Source organism: Paludibaculum fermentans, assembly GCF_051172195.1.
GTDB classification, from domain to species: Bacteria; Acidobacteriota; Terriglobia; order Bryobacterales; family Bryobacteraceae; genus Paludibaculum; species Paludibaculum fermentans_A.
Genome location: NZ_JBPJAQ010000001.1, coordinates 5,912,748 through 5,931,878 on the forward strand (window position 1 = coordinate 5,912,748; position 19,131 = coordinate 5,931,878).

A 19,131-nucleotide genomic window follows, 5' to 3' on the forward strand; every position below is an offset into this window, starting at 1 on the left:
ACGATTGCGATACCCAGCGGCGCTTACCGCGCTCGCCCTCAGATCCGCCTCCATTTCCTTTCTACTGCTGCTGAGTTGGATGCCCTGCCGGGCTCAAACTTCCGCACTGCTGTGTACCGCCTCAGCGGGGGAATGGCGCCCGATCCATCCGACGGAAATCTCGGCCGCTGCCAGCGACATCGTCGTTACCTGCATTAAACATCGACTCCGGCTGGCCGCAGGTAGGGTCTCACAAGGTCACCTGGTGAAACCGGGAGAGCGGCCCGCAGAGCTCGCTCTCCCATGTTCCTTCCTGGCGAGGGGAATGCGGGTATTTCAACCAACAGTGCTATCGAACTCGCTTGAAACGCTGATGTAGGAGCGCAAATGAAGACCTCGAGAATCCGAACAATGCATGCGAGCGCCAGGTGGCTGGCCTTGCTCTCATTCGCCATGCTCGCCTTTTCCGCGACGGCGGCGGGCCAGAGCAACCCATTGCAGTGCGACGCGATCCCGGACCTCGCGCGCACTCTCGGGCAGACTGAGATCAGCGCCCGCGCCGCGGGAATCATCATCGTATGCTGGGGCGGTACTCCTACCCCTGCCGGACAACCGGTACCCACGAACGACATCCTGATTTACTTCAATGCGGATTATTCGGGACGAACCACCGGACAGTTGACCGAATCGCTACTAACGGTTGATGAGCCGTCCCCCCAAATCCAGGTCCCCTGCACAACAGATCCCAGCCTCTGCGGATGGACCGGCGGGAGCAAAGGGCCCAATGTCTTCCAGGGCAGGCTTCTGGCGAAGAATGCAATCGCCTTTTATGGGGTTCCTGTGAATCCGCCCGGGGACTCCGGGGCGCTACTGGTGCTTCGCGTCTTCAACGTGCGGCTGAACGTATCCACGCTGCCGGTGGCTTCGCCTCCGAATCTGCCGTACGCGGTTGCGTCGGTCGCTATGTCCGGGAGCGGGCTCCTCGACGGTACGCAGGTCTCCCTCGGCACGGTACAGTCCTCCATGCTCGCGACACTCCAGAACGCCGCGGGTGACGCGGCGGTAACCAGCCCGAAAGGTGTCGAATTCACTGACTGTGCACCCGTGACCAAGCGGCGCCTGGCAAACCTGCGGTTTAGCGAACAGTTCGGCACTGCCTTTCTCCAGCCCAATTGGACCTACGATCCGGTCACTGGAGTGCCTGGCACCCCTGCCGTCCAGGCGGTGCCGGGCGGTGTTTACAATACCACCTCAGGCTTTTATAACCCGAATTTCCCAGCCACGAACAACCTGAATAAGGCCGGTTTGGCCGATTCCGGCACGCGTCTGCAGGCGACGTTCAGCGGGTTGCCACCCGGAGCGACGCTGTATGTCTCCACGGTTGCCGTGACCTACACAAATGGCGTGCCGGCGCCGAATGCAAACGGCCTGGACGAAGCGCGCCTCACGGCCAGCACCGGAGGGGCTTTCGCGCCGGTGGCGGCAACGGAAACACTCGACGGGATTCCTGTCGCCGTGCTGCCGGTCGATAAAGCCAGCGTCACCGCGGTCTGGGAGATCCTCAAGAGCCACCCCGGCGAGTCGGCCAGTCTCGATTTCCCTGTGTGGATCTCATTCTCGGGCAGCGGCGCAGGATTGACCACAGCCACTGTCGCGATGCAACTCGGGCCCACCTCCAGCGAGACAGGGGCCAGCGATACCGCGCACCTGCCCCGCTTCGCGGATTCACCCATCACCCTCCCATTGTTGACGGCTCCCGCGATGTGCCCCAGCGCGCCCTATCTGGTGACGACTTCGCCGCCCTTTTTGCCGGTGGTCGTCGATGGGCAGACCTACACCTCACCAATGACATTCTCCTGGCAGCCGGGCAGCACGCACACCCTCAGCGCCAGTTATGCGAATGTTACGGGGCCGGGAACTCGCCAGGTCTTCACTGCCTGGAGCGACAGCAACCTGTTCGTGCGCACCATCGTCGCGCCGCCGGGCACGGCCACCTACACGGCGAACTACAAAACTCAATACCAGGTGAATGCGACGGTGACCCCCGCCGGTTGCGGCACCGTAAAGCTGAACCCGGCCGGATCGAATTCCTATTATGACGCCGGCCAGGGACTGGATATCACGGCCACTCCGGTTGGGCCGTGCTATTTCGTCGATATCAGTGGCGACGGAACCTCTACCGCACCCCTCCTCAGGGTGTTCGTGACAAAGCCCATGAATTTTACGGCTTCGTTCGTAGCCACTACCGGCGGCACAAAGCCGGTGAGCGTCAGCCCCGCTTCCGGGTCGGGCTCAAAGCAGTACTTCATCTCCCTCTTCCAGGCGGCGCAAGGAGCAAGCACTCTCCGCTGGGTCCAGATGCTGGTCGCTAAGTCGCCCGATGGTGGCGGGCAGCCGTTCTGCCTGATCCACTACGACGCCCCCGGCAATTCGTACTGGGTCTATTCCGACATCTACGGTTTCTTCCAGGGGCCGGCCTACCCGCGAGATCCCACAGATACCCTGCAGAGCTCTGCCTGTGCCTTGGACACCTACAATACCTCCGCGTTCTATAACGGGGCGCAGTTGACTCTGCGGCTCATGGTGCTGTTCAAGTCCGCGGCCGCGGACAATATCTACCTGCGCACGATGGACTTCTTCGGCGCGGACTCCGGTTGGGTGAAGAACGGTACCTGGACCATGGCCGCGATGCCGCCGCCGGCAATGTCAGTTTCACCCTCCAGCGGCGGCTCTGCCTCCCCTTACTTCCAGGCGAATTACGCCCTGGATGAGTACGGCCAACAGGGCGGACCGTCACGCGGATGGCAGCAGTTCCTGGTCGCGGCGGATCCGACAGGTGGCGGTCAGCCTTTCTGTTACGTACACCTGGATCGCGCCGCGAACATGCTCTGGATGTACTCCTCAGACATCGGCTTCTTCCTGGGCCCGGTCGCGCCAGGCGCCGCATCAACCAAGTTGGATAGTTCTGCCTGTTCCGTAAACACGGCGGCGGCTTCCACCGGAACTGGGTTTAATTTCAGTTCCGATCTGAAACTGCCGCTGACGCTGAAGGCGCCCATGTCCGGCGCGAAGAAGCTCTACATGCGCACGATGGACGAGCTGATGCGCGACTCCGGCTGGCAGCAGGTGGGGACCTACCAGGTTCCCTAGTAGTGCGGCCGGGGCTATCCTGTCGAAGGACACCCCTGCTCAATTCCGATCCGGCTTTACGAGAACATGATGACCAATTCAAAACTAAATATGGATTCATGGATTAACTCAAGGACCGTGCTCGCCTGCCTGTTGTTTATGGCAGCAGCGCCCGCATACGGACAGTTCACGCCCCTGGTCTGCGTTGCAAGCTCGGACGCAAACCGTAACTTGCGCGACACCGAGATCACCGCCCGGGTGAGCGATATCGTGATCAGTTGCTCCGGCGGCACACCCACGCCGGCCGGACAAGCGGTGCCCACCAGGGATTTCCTGGTCTACTTCGAGCTGAATCATACCGGCCGCAAAACGGGCGATCTGCTGGACTCCCTGCTCCTGGTCGACGATCCCCCTCCCCAAGCGCAGTCGCCCTGTGCGACCGATGTCAGCCTGTGCGGATGGACCGGCGGCGGGAAGGGCCCGAATGTCTTCCAGGGGAAGGTTCTGGCGCCTAATGCGATTGCATTCTACGGGATTCCTGTGGATCCTCCCGGAGATTTCACACAGCGAACGTTCCGGATTGTGAATCCGCGGCTGAATGTCTCCTCGCAGTGGCCCTCCGGCTCGGAGCGACCAAATCCCGTGATGGCCAATGTCACGGCGTCCGGCCTCGCACTGCAGAACGCAAACGGACTGGTCGTTGGTTATTCTTATTCACTACATCAGATGCAGGTGCGCGACGCCGCGGGCAATGCCCTGTCCACCGCCAACAACGGCATTGAGGTGCCCAATTGCACCACCGTGACCAAAAAACGCTTTGCCACCCTGCGGTTTTCCGACTTTCTGGGGCTTTCGCTGCTGCCGCCGAACTGGACCTACGACCCGTTGACCGCGGCGCCCGGCGCGCCGAGCTCGCAGGCGGTGCCCGGCACGCTCTACTACACGGAATCCGGGTTCTACAATCCCCTTTTTCCGCAGGCCAACCACCTCAATAAAGCCGGACTGGCCGATTCCGGCACCCGCCTGCAGGCGACGTTCACAGGACTTCCTGCCGGCGCGGCAATCTATGTCTCCACTGTGGGCGTGACATACGCCAATGGTGTGCCGTCACCAAGTTCGAATCCCGCGCTGCAGGCGCGGCTGACAATGGCCGCCGAGGGGGCTTTTGCTCCAGTGCCCGCAACCGAAACGCTGGATGGAATTCCCGTGGCCGCTGTAGCCATCAACAAGGGGACGGCCTCAGTGGTGTGGGAGGTGACGCAGGCCACAGCCTGGATTCAGAACGATTTCGACTTTCCCGTTTGGATCTCCTTCCCCGGCAATGCAGTAGGTTTGGGGACAACCAGCGTCAGCCTTCGTCTGGCTCCAGTTTCCAGCGAAACATCGGCCAGTGAAACGGCTTGGATTCCGCGCTTTGCCGACATCCCAACTACGCTGCCACTCCTGACAACCCTCAATATGTGTCCCGCCACGCAGTATCTGGTCACGACATCCCCGGCGTTTCTTCCGGTTACCGTGGACGGACAGACCTTTACTTCCCCAAAGTCCTTTCCCTGGACACCAGGCAGCACCCACACGATCAGCGTGGCCGCGGCGATTCCACGAGAGGCCGGCGTCCGGTACGCGGCCACCGGTTGGAGCGATGGCGGTGCGCTGACGCACACCATCACTGTGCCGCCGTCGCCCACCACGTACGTGGCGGCGTACAAGCTGCAGTACCTGCTGGACATAAAAGTAGTCCCCGCTGGTGGAGGTACGGTGTCCGTGGAGCCCGCTTCGCCGGATGGTTATTACGACCCCGCCCCCTTTACGGATTTGAAGGTCTCTGCCGTTCCTGGTCCGCTTTACAGCTTCACTGCCTTCTCTGGCGACCTGATTGGCCCGTACGGTTACCAGCTCCTGAGGATGACGAAGCCGCGGAGTATCACCGCGACCTTCCTGAAGGCCGGGCCGGTCTCTTCTACGGTGGGCGTCTCGCCGGCCTCGGGCAGCGGAAGCGAAGCTCTTCTCACGGCCACTTACGAAGGTTCGCAGGGATTCCAGAGCCTCAAGTGGGTGGAACTGTTGCTGGCTACCGCCCCGGACGGCGGCGGGCAGCCCTTCTGCTTTGTCCACTTTGACGCACATGCAATGTCTTACTGGCTGTACTCCGACGTGGATGGCTTCTTCCACGGCCCGGTGACGGCAGGCACCCCCTCAGCCGACCTGCAGGGCTCATCCTGCTTCTTGGATACGAGTTCCTACCAAAACTCGCCTAACGTGAATGGACCGCGGTTGTCCGTGTCCGCACAACTGCTTTTCAAGACCGCTGGTGCCAGGAACATCTACCTGCGTGCCATGGACGAAGCGGGGGTAGACACAGGCTGGGTTCAGCAGGGGACCTGGACTCAGCAACCAGCGCCACCTCCGTCCATGTCCGCCACGCGAACCAGCGCCCTGGGACCATATCAGTACTTTCAACTGAGCAGTTCGATCGGCCAGCATTCCTATCTCAGCACCGCGCCGGTAGGCTGGACCCAGTTTCTCATCGCGGCCGATCCGACTGGCGGCGGTCAGCCTTTCTGCTTCGTCCACTACGACCGGGCGGGCCAGGAACTTTGGATGTACTCCTCCGATGTTGGCTTCTTCCTCGGTCCGGTGAAACCCGGGAACAACTCGAATCTCCTCCAAAGCTCGGCTTGTAACGTGGACACGAGCCAATCCGGCCCGGCCGGGAATTCGACATCGAGTTTTGGGCTCTCGCTCTTGCTGGGTCTGAGGCCTCCGATGCAGGGTCCAAAGAAGTTGTATATGCGCTCGATGGACGCGCTCAAGATGGATTCCGGCTTCCAGCTTGTAGGGACTTTCCAGGTGCCCTAGCAGCCGGCGTGGGGGCGTCGCGGCGCCCCCACGGGTGTTCTCCCCCACCCGCAACGCACTGGAATCTCATGATTCACTGGGTTCCAACGGCCCCACCCCCTGTCCGGGAACTACTCCGAAGTACGCCTTCAATCGACGAAAATCGCCACTGGGACGAGCCACCAATCAGGAGGGAGGAGCGTCCCGGAGAGCTGCAGTCTGCGAGGCAGCCGGGTGACCGGACGCGTGCGCGTAGCTCCTGCCCGCCAGTCTGTCCCTGCCTCGGGGCTCGCACAATCCAGTTCGTTCAACGGTAGGCTTCCCGTCGGTTGCGGACGCCGGTAATCTCGATGACGGTTTCATCCTTGAGTTCGAAGAATCCCCGGTAGTCGCCACAGCGAAGCCGGAAACCAGCCAGCGGCGGCTTGAGCTTCTTCACGTCGCCATTGCGACTTGCCAAGTAGCGATCGATGCAGTGGAGAATCTGCAGGGCGATTGCGCGGTAGACGGTCCGCAGACCGGCGCGAGCTTCCGGGGACCAGATGACTGAGATGCGCTCCGGGGCCTTGCCCTCGCTCACTGATTCAACCCGAACTCGCGCAGGATCTCTTCGTGCGGGATGCCCTCACCGCGGTCGAGTGATGCACGGGCACGATCCAGCGCCGCGGCCGTCTCCGGAGTGACATCTTCGTCTTCAACCGGGGCTAGGGCCAACGAGCGCGCCAATGGTTCCACCAACACTTCCAGCAGACTCCGCACAGCGCTGAGTTTCTCTGCCGGCAGCATGTCCAGCAAGGCGTGGGCCTGCCTGCGTTCCTGATTGAGGTTCGGTTCCATGGTTTCTTCCTTGGCCGTTAAAGTTCGGCCAACACGCGGCCGACTTTGGAGCGCTTCACCAGGCTGTCGAGCACGATCAAGAGCGCCTTCTGATCCTCATCCGAAAGTTGATCGACCTTTTTGTACAGGCGGTGCAACTCCGGGTTGTGGATGTGAACATCGCCGTTGGTCTCTTTCCTTCCGGCCAGTTCGTCGAGACTGACATCGAGGATGTCAGCGATTCTGACAACAGTGGCAAACAGCGGCGTGGCATCGCCGTTTTCCCAGCGGGTGTAAACGCGGGGGCTGACGCCAAGCAGTTCGGCCACGCGCGTCTGGGTGATCTTGCGAGCCGTGCGGAGTTGCCTGAGCCTTTGGTGAAAGTCCGCCATATTCCTGTCGGGCGGAAAACGCTGAACCTGGTTCATCGTAAAACCACCTTGCGGGTGTCCTGCATGAAATTGTCTACAGTGTCATCATATACTATGACAACAAAGTCATTTTGGAAAGGGTCCACCAGCTTGTTCCTCTGGCTCTATTTCCATCCTTTCCCTGACAACGCGCTCCGGTACTTTACCCTCTAGCTCTCAGCACCTCCGCGCCCCTTGACGGAGCCGGATCACTCCCCACCATCGCCCTGACAGCGGATCGTTGCGCATTGAGTCTCTCGGAATATATCTTGTCACTCAATGGTTGACCAGAGTCGGCCGCTCCGTGTAATCGTGCGAGCACGCCCCTCAAGCCGATCTGGCCAAGCCTGGGAATGGGGACAGATCGCCAATCGAGGCCAACGGCCCAGTGTCTCCCTTCAATTCCGCCGCGATGGAGTCAATCCTCGGCCTGCCGGGTAGACGAGAGGCCACCTCTCACCAAGAGCAGATACTCCATCTATTTCCCGGACATTCACCTTCCCTCACGCCGAATCTCCAGCGGGGCGCACGCACCCGAACCCCCACGGCCAAGCCCTGCGCTCGCTCCTCAGGCGCTCGCCCCTCTACCCAGGCGAACAAAAAGCGGTCACATCTCGAGAAAATAATCTATCCCTATTTACTTTCAAAGAGTTAACCGCCTCACCCCAAGCCAGCATTTGGCAGCCCTCCCTTATGATGTCCCCGGAGCGTGATTGATGAGGATCGATGTGACGACGAACGATGCAAGGGCCGCTGCCGCCCTCGCTCGCCGCATCCGGCAAACGGATGCCAACTTGGACCTGCACCCTGCCGAAACGGCGGGGGTTGCCTCCTACGAGGCCCCCGTGCGCTTCCAGGAGCTATGCCATGCCATCTCTGACGGCGTTCAACGCGGCTCTCTCCACGAGCACTTCGTCACCGCCACTGCGTCCCCAAGGAAGGACCGCTAACCATGTCAGCCAGCGCCGCCCTCGCCCCCCACCGCCTTGCCGCCAACCGCGCCAATGCTCGCAAATCCACCGGACCCCGCACCGAAGCCGGCAAACGCGCCTCTTCCCAGAACGCCCGCAAGACCCCGCCTTGCCCGTTCACCTTCGAGCTGCCGGCCCACTTCGCCGGCCCATGGTTCCTCGACGCTCTCCGTCGCACCGAAGCCTGCCGCGACACCCGCGCCCGCCTGCTGCTCATCAACCGCTGCATGCTCCAGGCTCACGAACTCCGCTGGGCCGCCCTCGAACGCACCCTCTTCGACGTCGCCTGCGCCGAAACCGATGGCAGTCTCGAAGCGGCTTCCGTCTGGCTCGCCCAGCAGCTCGCCGCCGCCAAAGGCCTCGAGACCTACCAGCGCTGGATCACCCATCGCATCAATTTGGTGGAACGCTCCCTGGCCACCCTCGCCGCGCAGTCTGCGGGAATCGAAGCCGAAGTCCCCAAGACCATGGCCGCCGGCGCCGGCGGAGGCTCCGTGTTCTCCGAAATGACACCCGCCGCTCTCGGCCCCGAAAGCACTCTCCCCATCTCCTTCAACGACGACGGCTGGAGGTACGCTGGCCTCTCCGGCCTGCTCGGCGGCCGCGTCGGAGCGCCTCAACCCCCAAAACCGCCGCAGCCCCCCAAACCCCCCGTCGTCCACCCCATCCGCGGCCGCTATCGCCTCTATCTCCGCTGCCCCGCCGCGCCGCAGCCGCAAAACGAAGCCACGGCTCCGCAGCCCGCCGTACCTATCACAACCACCCCGCGAACCGGGGCCCTCGCCCCTGATCGCAATGTCGCAGAACGAAGCCAATCCACCCCAGTGCCGCCACCGGCGGCCCCCTCCGTCCGCCCCACATCTGATGCGGAACCCCCGTCCGGAGCCCCGGCCGCATCCTCTTCTTCCACTTCACCGCCAATCCACGGCCCGCCCTGCCGCACAGGCTGACGAATCAAACCCACTCGGCCCCACTCCGTCGGTCCGGCCTCAGGAACTTGCTTGGAAATCAGCCCCGGACAGCCGGGCATGCTCTTTGACATTCAAATCGCATTCACTGCATGCCTGGACGGAGCCCACCCCGCAACTTGAGGGAACGAACCCATTTGGCCAGGCCGGAGATCCGTGGCTCGTATTGGCGCACCTACCGCAGCGATGACATCAGATCGCGAGCCAGAATCTGCGCCCGCTGCGCCAGTTGGGCGGCCGTCGCCGGGTCCTTCGCCTGTGCTTCGTCCGCCTGGCTCAGGAATGAGCGGATCCGGTTCGCTGATTCCGCCTGCTCCCTCGACAGGGCTCGGCCCTTCAGCTGCGTCAGTACCTGGCGGGCCGACTGCGCACTCTGCTGATAGGTCGTCCGCAACTCAGTCTGCTGCTGGGGCGTCAGGATCTGTCCGAACGCCGGCGGAGCCGGTGCCGGTGCCGGGGTTGGCGGTTTCGGCGTCGTCACCACTGGTTTGGGTTTTGGCTGGACGGGTGCCGGCTGCGGCTGTGGCTGCGGCGGAGCCACCACTGGTTGGGGCGGCTCGGGTTGCACTTGCGGTTGGGGCGGTGGTGGCTCCGGTTCCGGCGTCACCACCGGCGGCGCAGTCGCTACCGGATGGGGTTGCGGCGGGGTGGCCGGCGCCTTCGGTTTGCGCCCAAACCAACTGCAGCCGGCGGAGGAAAGCATCAGCAGCAGGGCGAGAGCGGATTGTGCGGTAACTGGCTTCGTCATGTGCATTTGGATCAATTGGCGAATGCGGGCAAAATGATCGTAAAGCGCGCACCGTGGCCGGGTTCGCTGTCCACTTCAATCCTACCGCCATGAAGCTGGACAGCGCGGTAGACCATGGCCAACCCATAGCCCGAACCGCCCGTCTTCGTCGTGTAGTAAAGCTGGAAGATCTTCTCCCGTTGTTCCCGCGGGATGCCGGGACCCGTATCCGACACCGTGATGCGGACGTCGCGCGGCCCCTGATCCAGGGCCAAGCTGAGGATTCCGCCCTCCGGCATGGCTTCGATCGCATTCACCGCCAGGTTCATCAGCGCCTGCCGCAGCAGATCGGCGTCTCCCCGCACGGGAATGTGGTCCGGATTCGACGAGCAGCGCACCTCCACCTTCCGCCGTTCCGCATCGGCCTGGATGAACCCCGTGACTTCCCTGGCCAGGTTCACAATGTCCAGTTCGGCATGCGCCAGTTCGACAGGCCGTGTGAACTCCAGAAACGTCCGCACCACCCGGTCCAACCTCTGGACCTCTTCGCCGATCACCCGGATCTCCTCCTCGGCTTCAGCCGACTCCTCACCTACGATGGACTCCAGCAGCGCAATCCGCGCGGCAATCGAGTTCAGCGGATTCTTGATCTCGTGGGCCACCCCGCCCGTCAGCCGGTTGATCGCGTCCAGTCGCGATAGCAGCTCCATCTGCGATTCGATCTGCTGCCGCGCCTCCGGATCGCGCAGATGCACCAGCACGCGGCCGTCCGAGAAATAGTCGAGTGTGACCAGCAGGTGCGGATGCGCGATATGGCCTGGCCATTCCACCAGCCGCTCCGGCAGGCTCCGACGGTCCTGAATCGCCGATCGCACCAGCGGGCCCAGCGGTGTCGCCTCCAGGTCCAGCTTGTCGGGCGACAGCCCCAGCAACGACTCCGCCGCGCCGCCGCTCAAAACCAGCCTCTGCGTCGCATCGAACAGCAGAATGCCCTCTTCCAGCCGTTCCAATACATTCGCCACCCGGGCCCGGAAGTCGGCCGCGGTCCGCGCCGTATCGCGAACCTCGGCGCCCAGCAGGCTCAGCTTTGACTGCACGGCGGCGAATTCCGGCGATGCCCCCCGCGTGGGCAGGATCGCCGGCTGCTGGCCCTGGCGGATCAGGTCGATGTCGTGCGCAATCAGATTCAGGTTGTGCGAGACATAGCCGCCCAGCAAAGTCACCAGGAACAGGGAAACCCCCAGCGTGATCAGGCTGGCCAGGCCAATCCACCGCAGCCCCGGCTGCAGCGCGTCCCGGATCAGGACAGTCGAAACCAGCACCTGGATCGTGAAAATAGTGCCGGGCTCGTTCAGCAGCCCGATGGGGATCCGCAACTCGTAATCCGGTCCACGATCGAAGACTCGATCCAGGCGGTCAATTGGACCCAACGCGAGCAACTCACGCAGCGTGGGCCGTCGCGGCAGGATCCTGCCGGCGTCCGAGTGGATCGAGGAAATCAGGATGTGGTCGTCGGCGCCGGCGATCGAAATCTCCACCAGCGCTGGCGCCTGGGCCACACTGTTCTTCAGGAAAGCAGCCAGGCGCGGGTCCGTCGCAATGGCGTTGCTCCACAACGCGCGGTCCGACGCCCCGGCCTTCCACGACTCCTCCAGCCGCAGCAGCAACAGCTCTTTCGTCTGCTGCGCCGCCATCTCGGTCAGCCGCAGCGAATTCTGGAGATTCGATTCGATCAGGTTGTTCAGCAGCAGGATGGACAGCGCCGCGACCAGGGCGGAAACCAGCGCGGTGGTGAGGATCAGGATCTTGGCCTTCAGCGAGATCATTCGCCAGGCTCCTCGCCGTACTCCTTTAACTTGTTGTAAAGCGTCTTCTGATTGATGCCGAGAATCTCCGCGGCCCGTGTCCGGTTGTTCTTGGTGTGCATCAGCGTCAGTTCGATGATGTCGCGTTCGGCTCGTTCCAGGGTCGCACCCACTTGGAACGTCACCGACGGAATGGGGCCCAGCGAACGGCGTGCGACCTCGCCGCTGGAGCCCGCGATCTGGGCTGGCAGGTGCTCCAGCCGGATGTCGCCTTCGGCCGCCAGCACGCACGCCCGCTCAATCACGTTGCGGAGCTCGCGTACGTTGCCCGGCCAGTTGTAGCGCATCAGAGCCTGCATCGCGGCCGGCTGGATTCCGGCAATACGCGTCCCATGCTTCGGGTTCAGGTCGCCCAGCATCGCTTCGCTGATGTCGGGGATGTCTTCCAGGCGGTCGCGCAGGGGGGGCAGGGGAACAGGCAGCACCGTGAGGCGGTAGTAGAGATCCTCGCGGAACTTGCCTTCCTTGGCCATCGCGCCGAGGTCCCGGTTTGTGGCCGCCAGCACTCGCACGTCCAATTGGATTTCGCGCTCGGCGCCCACCCGGCGGATGCGGTGGTCTTCCAGCACGCGCAGCAGCTTCGATTGCAGCGCCAGCGGCATCTCGCCGATCTCGTCCAGCAGCAGCGTGCCGTGATTGGCCAGTTCGAAACAGCCCTGGCGGGCGGTCAGCGCTCCGGTGAACGAGCCCTTCTCGTGGCCGAACAGTTCGCTCTCAATCAGAGTCTCCGGCAGCGCGGCGCAGTTCATCGCCACAAACGGAGCGCCGGCGCGCGGGCTCAGGTCGTGCACCAGCCGCGCGACCAGCTCCTTGCCGGTGCCGCTTTCTCCTTGGATCAGGATATTGGCGCTCGAAGGGGCGGCCTGCCGCAGCAGGAAGAACACCTGCTGCATGGCGGCGCTGGACCCGATCAGCTTGCCGAAGACGCCGCGATTGCTCAACTGGCGTTCCAGCCGCTCCTTGTCCTCATACAGGCGGTGGTGCGAGACGGCCCGGTCCAGCAGGACATGGAAGGCGCGCGGGCGGATGGGCTTCTCCACGAACCAGAACGCCCCCAGTTCGTGCACCGTGGTCACCGCGGCGTCCATGCTGCCAAAGGCCGTCAACACAATCACCGGCGGAGCACCGCCGGCGTCGTTCAACCGCTTAAGGAGTTCCATCCCGTCCATGCCCGGCATCATGATGTCCGTGACAATGGTGTGCGGCTGGAACACCGGAATCTTGTCCAGTGCCTCCTGGCCGTCGGCGGCGGTCTCAATCGCGAAACCCCACCGCTCCACCATGCGGGAGACGGCGGATCGCTGATTGGCCTCGTCATCGACGATCAGGACGCGTTTGCGGCGCTCTTCATCCATAGGCTTTCTAATTATCGGGGAAGGACGGGCGATGGGGAAGCACGAATTCACAGTCGTAGGCGGCAGTGTGGCCCCGCTGGGTAGACTAAGCCTGGAGGGCTTCAATGATCGAGACGGGATTGCAGGGCAAAGTGGTGATTGTGACGGGCGCCGCCGCCGGCATTGGGCGTGCGACGGCGGAGCGCTTCACGCAGGAAGGCTGCCGCGTCGCCTGGTGGGACGTGACGGATGCGGTGCCCTCCGGGGACGGCCTCTTCCAGAAGGTGAACGTCACCGACGCCGCCGCGGTCGAACAAGCGGTGAAGATCATCGTGGAAAAGTGGGGCGGCATTCATGTACTGGTCAACAACGCAGGAATCCTGCGCGATGCCCAGTTGGTGAAATATAAGGATGGCGCGCTCACCGGCCTCATGTCGGAAGAGAGCTTCGACGCGGTGGTCGGCGTCAACCTGAAAGGCGTGTTCCTCTGCACCCGGGCCGTCGCCCCGCACATGATCGCCGGCGGCGGAGGAGTGGTGTTGAACGCCTCCTCGGTGGTCGGCCTGTATGGGAACTTCGGCCAGACCAACTACGTCGCCACGAAGGCCGGCGTCATCGGCATGACGAAGACCTGGGCCCGCGAACTCGGGAAGTACCAGATCCGTGTCAACGCCGTAGCGCCGGGCTTCATCGCCACCGAGATGGTGAAGCAGATGCCGGAGAAGATCCTGCAGGGCATGGTCGGGCGCACGCCCATCGGGCGCATGGGCCGGCCTGAAGACATCGCGAACGCCTATGTCTGGCTGGCGTCGGAGGCCGCGTCCTTTGTGACGGGGACGGTGCTTTCGGTGGATGGCGGCGTGGTGGTGGGCACGTAGCTCGTGTGTAAGTGATGGCACGGCCGGCCGTGGGCTACAATCAGGCCGGTGCCGGAATGTTCCGGCATGGGGAATGAGCCGTGATTCAGTTTCTTTCGACAGTTCTTTCATTCATCGGATTGGTGGTGGTCATCGGCGCGCTGATCATGCGCCGACAGCCTTCGAAGTATGCGCGGATCATGAGCCGCTGGACGCTGGGCCAGGCGGGCCTCCAGAAGCGGAGCGTTGACTCCGAGGCCGGCGCCCAGGTGGTCTGGCAGGCCGGCCGGGGCCAGGTGGTGGTCCTGCTGCATGGCGAAGGCGATCAGGCCGGCATCTGGGCCAAGACCCTGACGGAGTTTCCGCGGTCGCAATATCACCTGTTGGTGCCGGATCTGGCGGGGCATGGCGAAAGTGAGCCGGCAGCGGGCCCGCTGCCGATGACCACCATGCTGGCCGGGTTGAAAGCCGTGTTGGCGCCCTACAGTAGCGTGATCCTGGTGGGCCACTCGATGAGCGCCTGGATGGCGATGCTCTATGCGGGCGAGAATCCGGGGCAGGTGTCGCGCGTAGTGGCCGTGAACGGCGGACCGTTGCGCGGCCTGCGGACCGATGTCCGCCTGCTGCCGCAGGATCGCGTCGAGGCGCGCAAGCTCGTGGACGCCATGCGCGATCCAGGCAGTGAACGGATGGCCGACTACCTCCTCGACGACATGGTTCGGGCCGGCGTGAGCGGGCCGCTGGCGCGGGTGCTCACCGCGCAGCGCGATGCAAAGGAAGTGGTGCTCGAGAACCACCTGGGCGCGTTCCCGGTGGAAGTGGACCTGGTCTGGGGCGAGTCGGACCAGCTCATGCCCGTGGAGTTTGCTGAGCAACTCAAGGCCGAGCTGCCGCAGGCCCGTTTGACCCGCATCCCCAAGTGCGGCCATGTCCCGCACCAGGAGCGGCCGGAGGAGTTCGCCCGGGTGCTGGCCAAGGTGCTCGACCGCACAGCCTGAGTGCAAACCAGGCCTTCCTGGCGGGACAATGAAGGTACGCCATGAAGAAGATCTATATTGCCGCCTTTCATACATCCAAGTTCGGGAAGCTGCTGGGGCAGTCGGTCCCTGAGATCCTCACCCATGCGGTGACCGGCGCCTGCCAGTCCATCAGGATCGAGGCCGCGGCCCTGGATGTCGCCTCCGTCGGCGCGGCCTGCAACTTCTCCCTGAATGAGCAGGGTCTGCTCTCGGGATTGCTGGCGATGGTGCCCGGCCTGGAGAGCAAGCCCATGGAAGCCGTCGAGAACGCCTGCGCCTCCGGCGGCCAGGCGGTGCTCTCCGTCATCCAGAAGCTGCAACTCGGCATGGGCGAGACCGGCATCGCCGTCGGCTACGAGAAGATGCGCGACGCCGAGGGCAAGATGGACGGCAAGCTCATCGGCAAGGTGCTGGGCTACTTCTCCCACCCGGATGAGCGGGCTGGCAAGACCTTCGTCTTTCCACACATCTTCGCCGAGGTCATGCAGAGCTACATGGCCGAGCACGGCGTGGCCGAGGAGCACCTGGCCCAGATCGCCGTCGAAGAGTACGCCAACGCCAAGTACAACCCCTACGCGCAGATGAGCAAGGTCCAGATCACCTTGGCGCAGGCCATGGCGATCGAGGGCATCAACCGTTACGTGGTGGACGGCCTGCCGCTGAAGACCTATGACTGTTCGCAGATCACCGACGGCTACGCCGCGCTGATCCTCGCCACCGAGGAAGGGCTCGCCCGGTTGGGCGTGGCCAAGGCCGATTGCGTCGAGATCGCCGGCTGGGGCCAGGCGACGGATCCTCTCAAGAAAGAGGGGCGGGATGTGCTGCGGCCGGCCGGAGCCCGCCGGGCCATGAGCACGGCCTATGCCATGTCGGGCCTGACTCCAGCCGATGTGAACGTGGCTGAGGTGCACGACTGCTTCACGGTGATGGGCGCGCTGGGGACGGAAGTGATCGGCAAGGCGGAGCCGGGCAAAGGCGCTCAGTATTGGGTGGACGGCAAGGCGCGTCCGGACGGCGATTGCGGCATCAACACCTCCGGCGGGCTGATCGCCAAGGGGCACCCGATTGGGGCCACGGGCATCGCCATGATCGGTTGGAGTGCCTGGCAGTTGCTGGGGAAGGTCCCTGCGGAGTTGCAGGTGAGGAATGCGCGGGCGGCGGCCACGTTCAACATCGGCGGGCCCATCTGTGCTTCAGTCTGTACCGTCCTGAAGCCTGTCTAGGATCGATGCGGCCCCGGGGAGCAGGCTCTCCGGGGCCGCGCTGCGTTTAGAAGTTCAGCTTGAGGCCGAACTGGATCAGGCGCTGATCGAGAGCGGAAGTCCAGGCTTGGTTGGGCAGGGCCGTGATGATGCCGGCCGTATCCACCGTGGCGTTGCTGTTGATGCCGGTGACGTTGGTGTGGTTGAAGATGTTGGTCGTCTCGGCGAAGAACTCGGGCTTCCAGTGCTCGCGAATGGCGAAGGTGCGGGAGTAGCGAAGGTTGAATTCATAGGTCGCGGGCGCGTTCAGCGTGTTGCGGCCGATGAACAGCGGGCGCTGGTAAGTACCGGCGGTGGACGTGTCGCCGTTCAGCGAGCGGTTGCTGCCCATGTTGAACAGCTCGCCCTTCTGCATGACCACGGCCAGCGCAATGCGGTTGTTGTTCGCCAGGTAGTTCAGTGCCTTGTTGCTGACGCTGGTGGTGGGGGACCACAGCGCGTTCGCATTGAAGGCGTGGCGGCGATCGGTGAGCGAATTGCCGCGGTCGCGGCGGCGGTTGGTGGGATCCGACAGCAGGAAGGCGCCGCTGTCGATGTTGTTCTGCTCGGGCGCGTCGTCGATGGCATGGGACCAGGTATAGGTCCCGAAGACTTCGAGGCCGTGCGTCAGGCGGCGGTTCAGGGTGAGGTTCAGGCCGTTATAGCTGGACTGGCCCACCGACTCGGCCGAGAGGACGTTGCCATAGGCGGCATTGGGCCGGGCTCCGCCGAAGATCGGGCGGCCGTCGGCCAGGGTCTGGCCAGTGAGGCCGAGATTGATGTTGCGCCACACGGGCAGGCGGTTGCCGCGGGTGTAGAGATAGGTGGCGGTGAAGCCCAGGTTGCTGGCCAGCTCGCGGCTGATGCTCACATTGGCATTGGCCGAGTAGAGCGTGGAGAAGTCGGACGCCACAGTGGTGATGTCCTGCAGGGACAGGGTGAAGCCGGCCGGAATGCCGCTGAAGACCGTGGGGAACGACGGCGCGTAGGCGGTGCCGGGGCCGGTACTGAGGTTGAAGAAGATGGGCGTGCCGTTGTTCAGGATCGACTTGCGGTAGGTGTCGGTCTGGAAGGGGTCGTAGAAGATGCCGCCGCTGGCGCGCACCACGGTCTTGCCGAGACCCCAGGCGATGCCCAGGCGCGGCGCGAAGTTGTTGCGGTCGGTCTTGAACTTCTGCGAGGTGGGGTAAGGCGAGCTGCTGTTGGCCGAAGGCGGCGAATACACGTCGTAGCGCAGGCCGTAAATGATGGTGACATTGGCGCGCGGCTTCCAGCTGTCCTGGCCATAGACGCTGGTGAAGCTGGAGTTGTACTTGATGGACGGCTCGCCGAGGGTCTGGACGAAGGTCGTGTAGCCTTTGGGCGTGGTGCCGGCCTTGGCGGCGAGATAGGCGGCAATGTTGGGGAAGGTGTAGTTGGCGCTGGTGCTCTGCACCTGCGTGTCGCGGATGCCGCGGTAGCTGGCGCCGAACTTCAGAGAGTGGGAGCCCAGGTTGAGGCTGAAGTTGTCTGAGAACTCGGGCGTCGTCTCCTCGTAGTTGAAGCCGACGTCCAGCGAGTTACCGAAGCTGGCGACACCGGGGATGGTGATGGCGGGACCGGTGCCGGTGGCCTCGAAGCGGTTCTGCTGCTGGGCGCGGTAGGGGATCTGCATGCGGAACTCGTTCACCATCCGCGGGGAGATGATGGAGATCAACTGGACGGCGCCGCCGTGCGAGCGGTCGACGAAGTTGTAGGTGCGGTCGACCAGCACCAGCCCGCCGCCGTTGTTATACGGCGAGTCGTTGCGGTGGCCGTTGTAGCGGATAGACAGGCGATTGGAGGCGTTGAGCTGGTAGTCGACCTTGGCCATAAAGAAGGTCACGTTCTGGTTGAACGGGATGGCGTCGGCGAAGGTAGCGGGCAGGCCCAGGGCCGCGATGTCGGTGGGTGTGGCGGACACGGTGTTGGGCAGATCGCGCTTCACCTTCTCATAGGAGCCGAACCAGAAGACCTTGTCGCGCACCAGGCGGCCGCCGGCGTCGGCGAAGCCCGCGTCGACATTCACGTCGGGGGTGGGGCGGTTGTAGGCGAGCAGGGCGGGGCGGGCGCTGAAGGGCGTGCGGCGGAAGATGTAGCCGGCTTCGCCGTGCAGGTCGTTGGCTCCGGACTTGGTGATCGTATTGAAGACCGTCCCGACGGTGTTGCCGAACTCAGGCGAGAAGCCGTTGTTCACCTGTTGGATCTCCTGCACCCAGGTGTCTGAGATGGGCAACAGGCGGATGCCGGCGCGGTCGCTCTGGACGTTGTTGCTGCCGTCGAGCTGGTAGTTGATGCGGCCGGTGAAGCCGTTGGCGTTCACCTTGCGCGGGACGCCGAACTCGGTATTGCCGCGGCCGCTGACGTTGGGCTGCTGGAGGATGAAGTTGTAAGGATTGCGGGAGAGCAGCGGCAGGTTGGTGATGGCGTTGCTGCTGAGGGTGCTGCCCTGGTCGGTGCGGCTGGGGTCAACTACCGGAGCGGCATCGGTAACGACGACCTCCGAGGTGACGCCTTTAACCGCCAAGGAGACGTCGGCGGTGACCGTGGCGCCGGCGTTCAGCTCGATGCCGGTGCGCTTGACGGTGGAGAAGCCGGCGGAGTCGACCGTGACCTCGTAGAGCCCGAGCGGCAGGATGTTGAAGCGGTAGAGGCCGCTGCTGGTGGTGGTAGTGGACTGGCTGAAGCCCGTCCCGGTGTTGACCGCCTTAACGGTGGCGTTGGGGACGACGGAGCCGCCGGGGTCAGTGACCGTGCCGACGATCTGGCCGTTCATGGCGGCGGCCTGGCCGAAGCAGGAGTTGGCGCCCAATGCCAGGAGTAGAGACAATGCGAGCCAATGAAGCATCTTCATGAAGGCTTAGATGCACGAGGGGAAGAAACGATTGCACTATTTCCTATCGAGATAGTGTAAATAGTCAGGCGACCGTACGCGCGGGTCCAATAGCCTGATAAATTA

At 63.6% G+C, this 19,131-nt stretch carries 14 protein-coding genes; 7 read left to right on the forward strand and 7 right to left on the reverse strand.

From position 1 onward, the window contains the following. Positions 1-366 precede the first annotated feature (366 nt). Positions 367-3,129 carry a hypothetical protein gene (locus tag ACR9Y2_RS23675; protein ID WP_435044134.1) on the forward strand — a complete coding sequence of 921 codons (2,763 nt, stop codon included), beginning with the start codon at positions 367-369 and terminating at the stop codon, positions 3,127-3,129. 210 nt (positions 3,130-3,339) lie between these two features. Then, entirely contained in the window at positions 3,340-5,967 is a 2,628-nt protein-coding gene (locus ACR9Y2_RS23680; protein WP_435044135.1) for a hypothetical protein, read from the forward strand. A gap of 286 nt (positions 5,968-6,253) precedes the next feature. Here ACR9Y2_RS23680 and ACR9Y2_RS23685 read toward each other — a convergent pair whose 3' ends face one another. Genes ACR9Y2_RS23685 through ACR9Y2_RS23695 form a run of 3 tightly spaced genes read right to left on the reverse strand, consistent with a single transcriptional unit; the run spans position 6,254 to position 7,190 of the window. Beyond that, positions 6,254-6,526, reverse strand: a complete 273-nt coding sequence (locus ACR9Y2_RS23685; protein WP_435044136.1) for a type II toxin-antitoxin system RelE family toxin — start codon at positions 6,524-6,526, stop codon at positions 6,254-6,256. Beyond that, complete coding sequence (locus tag ACR9Y2_RS23690; protein WP_435044137.1) at positions 6,523-6,783, reverse strand: hypothetical protein; 261 nt, start codon at positions 6,781-6,783, stop codon at positions 6,523-6,525. The genes ACR9Y2_RS23685 and ACR9Y2_RS23690 overlap by 4 nt, the downstream gene beginning before the upstream one ends. 17 nt (positions 6,784-6,800) lie before the next feature. Next, positions 6,801-7,190 carry a helix-turn-helix domain-containing protein gene (locus tag ACR9Y2_RS23695; RefSeq protein ID WP_435044138.1) on the reverse strand — a complete coding sequence of 130 codons (390 nt, stop codon included), beginning with the start codon at positions 7,188-7,190 and terminating at the stop codon, positions 6,801-6,803. Positions 7,191-7,888: 698 nt separating this feature from the next. Here ACR9Y2_RS23695 and ACR9Y2_RS23700 point away from each other — a divergent pair. Together ACR9Y2_RS23700 and ACR9Y2_RS23705 are read left to right on the forward strand one after the other, a co-directional pair. Continuing rightward, complete coding sequence (locus tag ACR9Y2_RS23700) at positions 7,889-8,122, forward strand: hypothetical protein (RefSeq protein ID WP_435039233.1); 234 nt, start codon at positions 7,889-7,891, stop codon at positions 8,120-8,122. Positions 8,123-8,124: 2 nt separating this feature from the next. Then, positions 8,125-9,093, forward strand: a complete 969-nt coding sequence (locus ACR9Y2_RS23705) for a hypothetical protein (protein WP_435044140.1) — start codon at positions 8,125-8,127, stop codon at positions 9,091-9,093. A 193-nt stretch (positions 9,094-9,286) separates the two neighbouring features. Here ACR9Y2_RS23705 and ACR9Y2_RS23710 read toward each other — a convergent pair whose 3' ends face one another. The 3 genes from ACR9Y2_RS23710 to ACR9Y2_RS23720 are packed head-to-tail and all read right to left on the reverse strand — an operon-like array spanning position 9,287 to position 13,058. Further along, positions 9,287-9,859: a hypothetical protein gene (locus tag ACR9Y2_RS23710; protein WP_435044141.1), complete on the reverse strand. Its 573-nt coding sequence runs from the start codon at positions 9,857-9,859 to the stop codon at positions 9,287-9,289. Between the two features lie 11 nt (positions 9,860-9,870). Next, positions 9,871-11,664 carry a sensor histidine kinase gene (locus ACR9Y2_RS23715; RefSeq protein WP_435044142.1) on the reverse strand — a complete coding sequence of 598 codons (1,794 nt, stop codon included), beginning with the start codon at positions 11,662-11,664 and terminating at the stop codon, positions 9,871-9,873. Beyond that, positions 11,661-13,058: a sigma-54-dependent transcriptional regulator gene (locus ACR9Y2_RS23720; RefSeq protein ID WP_435044143.1), complete on the reverse strand. Its 1,398-nt coding sequence runs from the start codon at positions 13,056-13,058 to the stop codon at positions 11,661-11,663. The genes ACR9Y2_RS23715 and ACR9Y2_RS23720 overlap by 4 nt, the downstream gene beginning before the upstream one ends. A gap of 104 nt (positions 13,059-13,162) precedes the next feature. On the opposite strand from ACR9Y2_RS23720, the gene ACR9Y2_RS23725 reads away from it, so the two are divergent. The 3 genes from ACR9Y2_RS23725 to ACR9Y2_RS23735 all read left to right on the forward strand — a co-directional run bounded on the left by ACR9Y2_RS23725 (position 13,163) and on the right by ACR9Y2_RS23735 (position 16,136). Then, positions 13,163-13,915 carry an SDR family oxidoreductase gene (locus tag ACR9Y2_RS23725; RefSeq protein ID WP_435044145.1) on the forward strand — a complete coding sequence of 251 codons (753 nt, stop codon included), beginning with the start codon at positions 13,163-13,165 and terminating at the stop codon, positions 13,913-13,915. An 80-nt stretch (positions 13,916-13,995) separates the two neighbouring features. Continuing rightward, on the forward strand, positions 13,996-14,892 hold the full coding sequence (locus ACR9Y2_RS23730) for an alpha/beta fold hydrolase (RefSeq protein WP_435044147.1): 897 nt from the start codon (positions 13,996-13,998) through the stop codon (positions 14,890-14,892). Between the two features lie 41 nt (positions 14,893-14,933). Further along, complete coding sequence (locus tag ACR9Y2_RS23735; protein ID WP_435044148.1) at positions 14,934-16,136, forward strand: thiolase family protein; 1,203 nt, start codon at positions 14,934-14,936, stop codon at positions 16,134-16,136. A 46-nt stretch (positions 16,137-16,182) separates the two neighbouring features. Here the strand turns inward: ACR9Y2_RS23735 and ACR9Y2_RS23740 are convergent, their stop codons facing one another. Continuing rightward, positions 16,183-19,026: a carboxypeptidase regulatory-like domain-containing protein gene (locus ACR9Y2_RS23740; RefSeq protein ID WP_435044149.1), complete on the reverse strand. Its 2,844-nt coding sequence runs from the start codon at positions 19,024-19,026 to the stop codon at positions 16,183-16,185. Positions 19,027-19,131 lie beyond the last annotated feature (105 nt).